The sequence below is a fragment of the Frankia sp. CpI1-P genome (assembly GCF_001421075.1).
Classification (GTDB): domain Bacteria; phylum Actinomycetota; class Actinomycetes; order Frankiales; family Frankiaceae; genus Frankia; species Frankia torreyi.
The window spans coordinates 5,661-16,383 of record NZ_LJJX01000088.1 but is presented as its reverse complement, the minus strand read 5'-3'; the positions used below and the strand labels follow the sequence as shown (position 1 = coordinate 16,383).

6 protein-coding genes and 10 pseudogenes are annotated in these 10,723 nt (G+C 69.0%); all 16 read left to right on the top strand.

The genetic code is table 11. The features are described from left to right. Nucleotides 1-799: 799 nt before the first annotated feature. A pseudogene (gene cas3 / locus FF86_RS29715) lies at nucleotides 800-2,852 on the top strand (CRISPR-associated helicase Cas3'); the annotation flags it as partial. Nucleotide 2,853: 1 nt separating this feature from the next. Beyond that, nucleotides 2,854-3,631, top strand: a pseudogene (locus FF86_RS63440) (CRISPR-associated helicase/endonuclease Cas3); the annotation flags it as partial. A gap of 692 nt (nucleotides 3,632-4,323) precedes the next feature. Continuing rightward, nucleotides 4,324-4,410: pseudogene (locus tag FF86_RS63435) on the top strand (hypothetical protein); the annotation flags it as partial. 2 nt (nucleotides 4,411-4,412) lie between these two features. Next, nucleotides 4,413-4,697, top strand: a pseudogene (locus tag FF86_RS60805) (type I-E CRISPR-associated protein Cse1/CasA); the annotation flags it as partial. Between the two features lies 1 nt (nucleotide 4,698). Next, a pseudogene (casA, locus tag FF86_RS60800) lies at nucleotides 4,699-5,545 on the top strand (type I-E CRISPR-associated protein Cse1/CasA); the annotation flags it as partial. Nucleotide 5,546: 1 nt separating this feature from the next. Continuing rightward, a pseudogene (locus FF86_RS60795) lies at nucleotides 5,547-5,964 on the top strand (type I-E CRISPR-associated protein Cse1/CasA); the annotation flags it as partial. A gap of 29 nt (nucleotides 5,965-5,993) precedes the next feature. Next, a pseudogene (locus FF86_RS60790) lies at nucleotides 5,994-6,228 on the top strand (type I-E CRISPR-associated protein Cse2/CasB); the annotation flags it as partial. 1 nt (nucleotide 6,229) lies between these two features. Then, on the top strand, nucleotides 6,230-6,596 hold a 367-nt coding region (gene casB, locus FF86_RS60785; RefSeq protein WP_242419871.1), incomplete at its 5' end, for a type I-E CRISPR-associated protein Cse2/CasB. Nucleotides 6,597-6,665: 69 nt separating this feature from the next. Then, nucleotides 6,666-6,780: pseudogene (locus FF86_RS60780) on the top strand (type I-E CRISPR-associated protein Cas7/Cse4/CasC); the annotation flags it as partial. 1 nt (nucleotide 6,781) lies between these two features. Continuing rightward, on the top strand, nucleotides 6,782-7,808 hold a 1,027-nt coding region (cas7e, locus tag FF86_RS29700), incomplete at its 5' end, for a type I-E CRISPR-associated protein Cas7/Cse4/CasC (RefSeq protein WP_242419870.1). Continuing rightward, nucleotides 7,805-8,632, top strand: coding sequence for a type I-E CRISPR-associated protein Cas5/CasD (gene cas5e, locus FF86_RS29695; protein WP_044888546.1), 828 nt, complete (start codon nucleotides 7,805-7,807; stop codon nucleotides 8,630-8,632). The genes cas7e and cas5e, both read left to right, overlap by 4 nt. Next, a pseudogene (locus FF86_RS64490) lies at nucleotides 8,604-8,723 on the top strand (type I-E CRISPR-associated protein Cas6/Cse3/CasE); the annotation flags it as partial. The gene cas5e and the pseudogene FF86_RS64490, both read left to right, overlap by 29 nt. 1 nt (nucleotide 8,724) lies before the next feature. Beyond that, a pseudogene (locus FF86_RS60770) lies at nucleotides 8,725-8,922 on the top strand (type I-E CRISPR-associated protein Cas6/Cse3/CasE); the annotation flags it as partial. Between the two features lie 43 nt (nucleotides 8,923-8,965). Then, the coding region (locus FF86_RS60760; RefSeq protein ID WP_242419869.1) for a type I-E CRISPR-associated protein Cas6/Cse3/CasE at nucleotides 8,966-9,398 on the top strand (433 nt) is incomplete at its 5' end. A gap of 1 nt (nucleotide 9,399) precedes the next feature. Continuing rightward, on the top strand, nucleotides 9,400-10,392 hold the full coding sequence (gene cas1e, locus FF86_RS29685) for a type I-E CRISPR-associated endonuclease Cas1e (RefSeq protein WP_082122351.1): 993 nt from the start codon (nucleotides 9,400-9,402) through the stop codon (nucleotides 10,390-10,392). After that, nucleotides 10,392-10,670, top strand: a complete 279-nt coding sequence (cas2e, locus tag FF86_RS29680; protein ID WP_044888549.1) for a type I-E CRISPR-associated endoribonuclease Cas2e — start codon at nucleotides 10,392-10,394, stop codon at nucleotides 10,668-10,670. The genes cas1e and cas2e overlap by 1 nt, the downstream gene beginning before the upstream one ends. The last annotated feature ends 53 nt before the right edge of the window (nucleotides 10,671-10,723 follow it).

Genomic DNA, 10,723 nt, shown 5'->3' with positions numbered 1-10,723 from the left:
CCAGTCGTCCCCGCCCGCGCGGGGATCTTCCCCTGTTCTGGGCCGCACGCGCCGCTGTGCTGGTGTCGTACCCGCCTGCGCGGGGATCTTCCGTGTGACGTCAACGAGTGCATCGCCCGCGATGCGTCGTCCCCGCCTGCGCGGGGATCTTCCCCGCGGTGCTTCCCGGAACGGCAGCGCTTCCGTCGTCGTCCCCGCCTGCGCGGGGATCTTCCCTCGCCCGGACCGGCCGGGGAACGAGCAGAAATGTCGTCCCCGCCTGCGCGGGGATCTTCCGCCTCAGGGCACTCGGGGCAGCCGCGAGGCGGGTCGTCCCCGTCTGCGCGGGGATCTTCCCCGGGATCCGTCTCACCGCCGTCCTGCACCGGGGTCGTCCCCGCCTGCGCGGGGATCTTCCGCACATTGACACCGCGCTGGATAACGAGGTCACGTCGTCCCCGCCTGCGCGGGGATCTTCCGGACGGGGTGGACCTCTCCAAGGTCGAGGGGCTGTCGTCCCCGCCTGCGCGGGGATCTTCCGTCCTCTTCATCATCCTTTCACCATCGGCGTCGTCGTTCCCGCCCGCGCGGGAATGTTCGCTGGGCTCGCCCGGCTCGTCTCGGAGCATCACATGTCGTCCCTGCTCGCGCGGGGATCATCCTTGCGGACAGCTGACCTGCGGTTCCGGATGAGGGACGGCGGGCACCTGGGAGTGCGGGTCGGCCTCGGGTAGACGTGGCATCTGATCGGTCGANGGGTGTTGATGGTGGGCTGCGAATCGCATGGTTGGATAGTGAGCTCGATGGCCCTACTNGGGGGATGTGGTCCATGGATGACGCGTTGGCAGTGGTGTGGGGGAAGTCGAAGGCGCCAGAGTCGATGCACCTGTTGCTCGGGCATCTGCTCGACACTGCGGCTGTTGCGGAGCTTGTCTGGGATAATTTCCTCTCGCCCGTAGTACGGCGTTTTCTCGATGACTGTAGCCAGGGCCGAGGGCGGTCGCTGTTCGCTCTTCTGTGCGGACTGCATGATGTGGGTAAGGCGACCCCGGCGTTCCAGATGAAGGAAGCCGCGCTGGCCGACCAGGTCCGAGCCGCCGGTTTGGACTGGGGGACTCTTACCGTCGATCAGGGTCGGCGATGGCATCACGCGCGAGCAGGTGCGGTCATCGTCAAACGTCGGTTACGCGAAGCGGGATGGCGGCCGTCGGCATGTAGCTGGACCTGGCCTTTGATCGCTGGTCATCACGGGCTGGTGCCGGGTGCCGATCGGCTGAAGCCAAGTACTCCGAATGCGCACGGGCGAGGCGTGTGGGCGCAGGCCCAGGCCGCGTTCGTCGATCGGGTTGCCGCCGAGCTCGGTATTGATCTCGCCTCGCTTGCCGAGGTGAGGACTCCTCGCCGTGGCAACCAGCTTGCTGTGTCGGGCCTGATCATCATGGCGGACTGGATCGCCAGCGATGGGAACCATTTTCAGGGTCAGGCGGACCTCGCCGAGGTGTCGCTCGCGTGCTCGCGCGAGCGGGCCAGGTTGGCCTGGGATCGGCTGGGACTGCGAGGAGGGTGGCGCGTCGAGCGGCTGGCTCCCAGCGTCGGCGGTGAGCCGGATTTGATCAAGCATCGGTTTGGCCGGTCGGCACGGGCGGTGCAGAGCAGTGCGGTGCGGCTGGCTGAGGAGATGCCGGCCCCTGGCCTTATGATCATTGAGGCGCCGATGGGTGAGGGCAAGACCGAGGCGGCGTTCGGCGCGGCCGAAGTCCTGGCGCGCCGGTTCGGTGCTGACGGGGTGTTCGTGGGGATGCCGACTCAGGCGACCAGCGACCCGATGTTCGGCAGGGTGCGGACCTGGTCGTTATCCATCGATCCGGAGGTTCCCCTCGGCCTGCTGCACGGGCGAGCGCGTTTCAACAAGGAATGGGCGGCGCTTCGATCGCAGGTTACCTTCACCGGGATCGATGACGAGCTTGACGAATATGGTCTGCCCGATGAGTTCGGCGTCGGCGGGGCGACCACGACGGGTCCGCGCCATACGATCGATGGGGTGGCTGCGGCTGAATGGTTTCTCGGCCCGAAGCGGGGCCTGTTGGCGCCGGTGACGGTGGGCACCATAGACCAGCTTCTGCATGCGGCCACGCGGACCAAGCACGTGATGCTACGCCATGCCGGCCTGGCCGGGCGGGTGGTCATCCTCGACGAGGTGCATGCCTATGACGTGTACATGGCTCAGTTTCTCTTCGAGGCGCTGCGGTGGCTGGCGGACACCGGAGTGCCGGTGATTCTTCTGTCTGCCACGCTCCCACCTGCTCAGCGTGCTGAGCTTGTCCGGGCCTACCTCCAGGGGGCGCTACAGAAACGAGATATCGATGTCTCGGCGTTGCCGGCTCCCCGGGGATATCCGCGGGTAATTACCGCCTGGGCGCACGACGGCGTACCCGGTTTCGGCAAGGCAACCGACGCGGCCTGGATGACTCTGCCGCCGGTCCAGGTGGAGGTTCTGGAGGAGAACGCGGACTTCTCCGTCGACGCCGTCGCCGACCGGGTGATCCGCGAGGTGGGTGGTGGCGGGTGCGCGCTGGTCGTGTGTAACACGGTCGCCCGCGCCCAGAACGTCTATGCTGCGATACGCCCGGAGTTCGGCCAGGACGTCGTGCTGCTCCACGCTCGCCTCGTCGCAGGGGAACGCGCGGCCCGCACCGAGACTGTGGTGGACCTGCTTGGACCACCGGGCCGGGGCACGGCTCGCCTTGGCCGGCTCGTCGTGGTGGCGACCCAGGTAGCCGAACAATCGTTCGATGTCGACGTGGATCTCCTGGTAAGTGATCTGGCGCCGATCGACCTGCTGCTCCAGCGTGCCGGCCGACTCTTCCGGCACCNTCGCCCGGATCGAGGACGCGAGCCCAAGGTGATCGTCTGTGGGCTTCGTGTCGACGCTGAGGGCCTGCCGCGATGGCCGGGTGGAAGCCGCGCCGTCTATGGCGATCATCTGCTGTTGCGGTCGGCGGCTCTCGTCCTGGAGGCTGCGGCGGGAGCGGGCTGGTCCATCCCGGCACAGGTTCCCGAGCTGGTCACCGCGGGCTACGGCGACGAGCCACTCGGGCCGGACGCCTGGACGCAGAGCGCCACCCGGTATCGGCAGGAATGGGCCGACCGCGAGGCGGACCGTACGGTCCGCGCCGCGGACTTCCTCCTGTCCGGTCCGGACAAGCTGGGCGTGAAGACCTTGGAGGGCCTGCACGAGCGGGCGACAGCCGTGCTTACCACGGAGGAGCGGGTCGCGGCCGTGGTCCGGGACGGCGACGAGTCCGTCGAAGTCGTCCTGGTCCGAGGCGATCCGGCCGGCGGCTACCGCTCGCTCGCCGGCCGCAGCCTCGGCAGGCACGGCGAGGCGGCCATCTCCGACGACACGCTATTGGAACAGGTGTTTGCAGACACGGTCCGTCTGCCTGCGAACAAGGCACTGACCGCCGTCGCGATCAAAGAGCTGGCCCCGCTACCCGGCTGGCAGGGCGACCCCTGGCTACGACGAGCCCGCGCCCTCGTTCTCGACGACGATCTGTCGACAACGCTGGGCGGCCACCGCCTGAGCTACAGCCACGAGACCGGCCTGTCACACGAGCGGCTCGGGCATCCATGGACCCATGGGCACAGGTAACTCTAGGTGCACATGCCTCGGGGTCACCCGAACTCGGGATCTCTTCGGGTGGGTGGAACCCCGCGATGGCGGGGACAACGGCAGCGCCACAGGTGCCCGCGGACGACCCCAGCGTGGCTGGGCTACCCCAAGCTACCAACTTCCGTGGCTCCTGCATCGCGTNCGGATGCCAGCTGGCCGGTTCGGCGCGCCACGGGTGCCCGGTTGGGTAGCGCTGACAGGGGCCCGCTTCAACAGTCATCTGGAGTGTGGGCTATCGTCCTGAACCGTGTGGATCAGCAGTCTCCTCCCGCGCGCCCGATCCGGTACTCAGCCTTACCGCGGAACTGGGCTCCGGAGGAGTTGGGTGCGCCCTGCTGGCCCGGGGATGATCGTGTGGGGACCGCCGGCCCTCGCAGCAGTCCCGACCGCACCTGCGTGGGCGGTCGTCCTGACCATGATGATCTGGGGGATCCTCGGTGCACTCCGAGCTGTGTTCCCACAGGACTCAAAGCATCGGCGCGGTCTGCTGCGCGATTGGCTACGTCATCGTGAAAGATCGTCGCGTCGTCGCAATCGTCGGCGAGGTGGGCGCTCCGCGGGCCGTCGCGACAACTGATCCCGGTGAGGCGACGCGCCGGGTTCCAGAACTGTCGGTGGGGCTTGATAGACCTGTGTGCGCAGGTAGATCGATTTCTGATGGGGGAGGGCGGATGGGCCGGTTCGATCTGGTGGAGCAGCCGTGGATACCGGTGATGGCTGAGGGAGAGCGCGTCGAGGTCGGGATTCGCCGGGCGCTCNNCGAGGCGCACCTGTTCGACGGTTTCGCGGTGGACGATCCCCTTGAGGTTGTGGCCGTACTGCGTCAGGTGCTCCTGCCAGTGCTGATCGATGCCTGTGGAGCGCCGAGGGACCGGGAGGAGTGGTCGTCGTGGTGGGAAGACGGCGAGTTCTGCGATGAGCGGCTTAAGCAGCTTGATAAGTACTTCAAGCACCACGCTGTAGATTGTTTCGACTTGTTCCATCCCGAGCGGCCGTTTGCGCAGGTGGCGGGGCTGCGGACCGCGAAGGGTGAGACGAAGCCGGTNTCGCTGCTGATTCCTCGGCTCGCGGCTGGGAACAACGTGCCACTGTTCAGCGCCCGGGCGGAGAGCGATCCGCCTGCTCTGACCCCGGCGCGGGCGGCGCGGGCCCTGCTGTCGGTGCACTGCTGGGACACTGCGGCCATCAAGTCGGGGGCGGTCGACGACCCGGCGGTGAAAGCGGGTAAGACCACCGGGAACCCCACCGGGCCGGTCGGCCAGCTGGGCGTGATCGTTCCGTTCGGCGCCACCCTCTTTCACACGCTGTTGCTGAACCTGCCGATCCTGCCGCAGGGCGTGAACCCAGGTGATCGGCCGCAGTGGCGGGCGGAGGCGGCTGCTGGGCCTGGCTGGAGTTCCCGTGGCGCGCGCGGCCTGCTCGATCTGCTGACCTGGCAGGCGCGGCGGGTGCGGCTGGTTGCCGAGCTGGAGGATGCGGCTCCCGGCGGGGCGGTGGTGCGGCAGGTGGTGCTGGCCGCGGGTGATCGGCTGAGGGGGTCGGCGCATGAGGTGGAGCCGCACACGGCTTGGCGGCAGGTCGACAAGCCGAAGTCGGACGAACCTCCGCAGCGGCCGGTGCGCCACCAGCCGGGCCGGTCCGCCTGGCGGGGTCTGGAGGCGCTGCTGGCCACGTCGTCGCCGACGAGCGACCGCGTCTCCTCGTCGGCGCTGCTGACGCAACTCGCTGCGCTGCGGCTGGACGAGTACGTAGCCGAGGATCTGCCGCTGCGCGTGCTCACTGTCGGGGTTCGTTACGGCAACCAGTCCGCGGTCATCGAGGACGTGATGACCGATGAGATCCCGCTGCCGGTCACGGCGTTGACGGAGAACTCCGAGGTCCGTGACGTCGTGTNGACGGTGGCCCGGCAGGCGGAGGATCTGTGGATCGCGGCGAACCGGCTGGGCGACGATCTACGGGCCGCGGTGGGCGCGGACAAGCTGCCCTGGGATCGGGGCCAGCGGCTCGGGGATGTGCTCGTCCATCTGCTCACCCCGACGGTCCGCCGGCTGCTGGCCGGGTTGGCGCTGCATCCCGGGGATGCCGACGGTGCCGAGCGGGCGTGGCGGATCGTTGCCCGCAGGCTGGCCTGGGAGGTCGCCGATCCAGTCCTGTCCGCGGCCGAGCCCGCCACCTTCCTCGGCCGGGAACCCGAGCAGCGCTTCGGCCCTCGCCTGGCGAATGCCGAGGCATCGTTCCGCCGCTCCCTCAACAACATCCTCGGCCGGCCGGTGAACACTCAGGCCCGGCCGAACGGCGAAGCGGCGGCCTGACAGCCCTTTCACGGACGGGGAACATCTCCATGACCACGGAAACGGACACCACATCAACAGCGGCGCGATCCGCCGACACGAACCGGGAAAAGCGGCCTTTCTTCTGGGAGCGTGAACATCGAGCGGACCTGCCCGATGGCGCGGATCTGGCCGCGCTGCGGCGCGGTGTCGGCCGCGAGCCGGGCAGCGTCCCGCAGATGTGGCAGTACTACACCACCCTGCAGGCCGACGGCCATCTCACCACGCGGCTGCGTGCGGAGCATGNCGCCCTCACGTTGTTCGCCATCCATCAGCAGTCGCTGCCACGTTCTGCCCATGCGCTGGGAAGCGGTCTGGGTACGGCGGTGAAGGAGTTGCGTGCGAGCGGGAAGTTCAGCCCGGATGCTGTCGACCGCCGGTTCGGGACCGCCGCGACCGCGACCTCGCTGAGTGAGGCGAGCTATCACCTGCGCGGGCTTGTCCGCCAGCTTCGGCAGATCCAGCGGCCACTCGACTACACCGCCCTGTTCTGGGACCTCGTCAACTGGCAGAGCCCAGCCCGCCTCGGCCAGGTCCGCCGGCGCTGGGCGGCCCAGTACTTCCTGAACCGCGACAGTGAGACCGCGGCCTCCGCGTCCGCATCGCGACGATGACGATCCGCGCCTCGGCCGGGCGGGTCCTGCCAGTCAACTCCCTGCCCCAGTAGAAAGAGACCGGTTGCTATGCGCTGCTATGTTGACATTCATATCCTTCAGACCGTCCCCCCGTCGAATATCAATCGGGACGATGCGGGCACGCCGAAACAGGCCCTCTACGGCGGGGTGAAGCGGGCCCGGGNATCGTCGCAGGCGTGGAAGCGGGCCACCCGCACCGCCTTCGCCGACCAGATCGACCCGGCGCAACTGGGAACCCGCACGAAGAAGATTTCGGCGTTGCTGGCCGAGCGGCTCGTCGGCCGCTGCCAGCTTGACCCCGAGGCCAGCACCCGAGTCGCGACGAGCGTGCTCGCCGAGCTCGGCATCAAACCGGGGAAGAAAGCAGCGGAAACCGCCTACCTGCTGTTCTTCGGGCATCCCCAGCTCGAGCGGCTCATCGACCGGATCGAACCGGACCTGCCCCGTCTGATCGGCCTCGACGACGCCGAGCTCGCCGAGGCGGTCAAGGGTGTGCCGGTGAAGGAGGTGCTGGGCGCGGGTCATCCGATCGACGTCGCGCTGTTCGGACGGATGGTAGCCGACCTGCCCGCGCTGAACGTCGACGCGGCCACCCAGGTCGCGCACGCCCTGTCGACCCATGCGGCGGAAGTCGAGTTCGACTACTACACCGCGGTGGATGACGAGAACCCGAAGGAGGACACCGGCGCGGGAATGATCGGAACGGTCGAGTTCCAGTCGGCGACGCTGTACCGGTTCGCCACCGTCGGTCTACACCAGCTCGTCGAGAACCTCGGCGGCGACACGGAGGCCGCGGTCGAGGCGCTGCGGGTCTTCCTCACCGCGTTCACCACCTCGATGCCCACCGGGCACGAGAACTCCTTCGCGCACCGCACCACCCCAAGCCTGCTGACCGTCGCCGTGCGCGGCGACCAGCCGGTGAATCTGGTCTCGGCGTTCGAGCAGCCCGTCCGCGCCCAGCAGAAGGGCGTACTCAACGGATCAATCGACCAGTTCGCCAAAGAGCTGACCACCGCGGCAGACCTGTGGGGCCTGCGCCCCGAGCTGATCGCTTCCACGTACCGCACGCCGGATGATGCCGAACGGGACAAGGTCCTCACCTCGGCGCTGGGCCCGTCGACGCCCCTGACCAAGGTCATTGAGACGGTTGCGGACGCGGCCCGGGACCAGCTGGCGAGCGCGGCCCGATGACCGGCGCCGACTCTCGCTGCCTGGTGCTCCGGCTGGCGGGGCCGGTGCAGTCTTGGGGCGGCGGCAGCATGTTCAACCGCCGGGAGACGCTGACCGAGCCGACCAAGAGCGGCCTGATTGGCCTGCTCGCCGCAGCCGAGGGCCGCCGCCGTGCCGACCCGATCGAGGACCTGCTCGCCCTCACCTTCGGCGTACGCACCGACCAGCCCGGCACCCTGCTACGCGACTACCACACCGTGAGTGACTATCGGGGCCGTCCACTACCGTCTGCGGCGGTCACCGCCAAGGGGCTGCAGAAGCTCACATCCCCGGCGAAGTACACCCACGTCACGGAACGCTTCTACCTCCAGGACGCCGTGTTCGTGGTCGCGGTCGCCGCACCCGAGCCGGTGCTGACCACGCTTGTCGACGCGATCCGCGCACCGGCGTTCCCCTTGGCGCTCGGCCGCCGTTCCTGCCCGCCTACCCAACCACTGCTGCTCACCCCAGACGACGAATCCGGCCGGCCGCTGTGGCCGGGAGACGTGTTGGACGTTCTGACCGCGGTGCCTTGGGCCGCGGGCGCCGCCCAGATCGACCGCCTCGCCGCGCTGCGCCCCCAGCCGCGCACCGTCGACCTGCCGGTCACCGTCGACGACCCGCACGGGGAGGACGTCCGGATGGATCTGCCCACCACCTTCGATCCCCGCACCCGCGCGTTCAGCAGCCGCCGCGTCCATCAGACCTGGGTGCACCTGCCGCCCCCGTATGACCTTGTCGACCTCGACGACGACGCCGGCGGCACCGGATCTTCCCATGATCCGTTCGCTTTGCTGGGATGGTGAGCCGCCGATGACCTACCTGTCCCGCATCTGGCTCAACCCGCTGCGCACCGGCGCACAGTCCCTGCTGCGCAACCCCGAGCGGATGCACGCCNCTGTCCTCGGTGGCCTGGCCCGCCAACCCGTCACGGAACGGGTGCTGTGGCGGCTGGAAACAGGCCGGCCGCATCGTGCGGAGGTCCTGATCCTCACCGAGTCGCGCCCGTCCTGGGAGCATCTGGTCGAACAGGCCGGCTGGCCGAACGCCGAGGATCCCCAGGCCCTCGTCCGCGACTACCAGCCGTTGCTGGACCNCATCCAGGCTGGCCGCGAGTTCGCCTTCCGGCTTCGCGCCANCCCCGTCGCCGCGACCCGCCAGCCCACCAGCCCCTCCGTCGCCCAGAAGGAACGGCTCGCCGGGCCCCGCCCCCGCGGCGTCCGCGTCGCGCACCGCACCGCCGGCCAGCAACTCGCCTGGTTCACCGACCGCGTCGACCGCTGGGGCTTCACCCCTCTCACCACCGAAACGGGCCCCGCCGTCCAGCTCAACGCCCGCGAACGGCTCACCTTCCGCAAAAGACCCCCCGACGGCGGGAACGGCGGGAAGAACAAAGGCCACCAGGTCGTCCTCAGCACCGCGACCTTCGACGGCGCGCTGCGCGTCGTCGACCCCGACCTGGCCCGTCGCGCCCTCCTGAGCGGTGTCGGCGCGGCCAAGGCCTACGGCTGCGGCCTGCTCACCCTCGCCCCGCTCGCGCCTGTCACCACGCCGCCCTCGGAGGGTGGCTGACATGTGGTGGTCGTCGGATCCCCTCGACCTCCACCGCATCGAGGACCGGGTCTCCAGCCTGTACGTCGAGAAATGCCACATCGACCGGGACGACAATGCCGTCGTTCTGATCAACCGTGAACGCACCGCGCGCGTCCCGGCGGCCTTCGTCGCCACCCTGCTTATCGGCCCTGGTACCCGGGTCACCCACGCCGCCGTCCGCCTGCTCGCCGACTCCGGCACGGCCGTGTGCTGGGTCGGCGACCGCGGCGTGCGGATGTATGCGGGAGGCCTCGGCCCCAGCCGCGGCTCCGGGCTGCTCATGCGGCAGGCCTACCTCGTCACGCGCACCCAGCACCGACTGGCCGTCGCCCGCCGCATGTACGGCATGCGCTTCCCCGACGACGACGTCAGCACCGCCACCATGCAGCAGCTCCGCGGCCGGGAGGGCGCCCGGATCAAGAAGGTCTACCGGGCTCACGCAGAACGGACCGGCGTCTCCTGGAACCGCCGGGTCTACACCCACGGCGACCCCTTCGCCGACGGCGACGACATCAACCGTCTGCTCTCCGCGGGGCACAGCTGCCTCTACGGCATCTGCCACGCAGCCATCATCGGCATCGGCGCCAGCCCGGCACTCGGTTTCGTTCACACCGGGTCCGCGATCTCCTTTGTTCTGGACATCGCGGACCTCTACAAGGCGGAATACACCATTCCGCTCGCCTTCGATCTGGCCGCGGCCGGAACCGTCGAGGAACGCGACATCCGCACCGCCTTCCGCGACAAGGTCGCCGACGGTCATCTCATGGGACGGATCGTCCGCGACCTCAAGGACCTGCTTCTCGACGGCGAACAGGCCGAGACCGGTGATCAGGACGCCCTGCACCTGTGGGACGAACTCGACGGTCAGGTCCCCGGAGGCGTCAACTGGGCCGCCGACTACGCCAACGGATGGGACGACGCCATCAGCCTCGGCATCGTCGGACCCGACGTCGACGGCCAGACCGACCCCTGATGACCGTCGTCGTGCTTATTGCGGCCGCCGAAGGGCTCCGCGGCCATCTCACCCGCTGGATGATCGAGATCGCCGCCGGGGTGTTCGTCGGCAACCCCAGCGCCCGCGTCCGAGACCGCGTGTGGACCCTCCTGGCCCAACGCATCGGCGACGGCCAAGCCGTCATGATCGAACCGGCCGACAACGAACAGGGTTGGGCCGTCCGCACCGCCGGCCGCGACCGCGGCTACCCCATCGACTACGACGGACTAATCCTTTTCGCCCGCCCTCACCGATAAACCCCCAGGTCAGCAAGGGTCGTCCCCGCCCGCGCGGGGATCGTCCCACCGGC

What these genes read in the sequence shown, in the direction of transcription:
- cas2e (WP_044888549.1), top strand. Translation starts at nt 10,392, where the DNA reads ATGACCGTCGTCGTGCTTATTGCGGCCGCCGAAGGGCTCCGCGGCCAT.
- cas1e (WP_082122351.1), top strand. Translation starts at nt 9,400, where the DNA reads ATGTGGTGGTCGTCGGATCCCCTCGACCTCCACCGCATCGAGGACCGG.
- cas5e (WP_044888546.1), top strand. Translation starts at nt 7,805, where the DNA reads ATGACCGGCGCCGACTCTCGCTGCCTGGTGCTCCGGCTGGCGGGGCCG.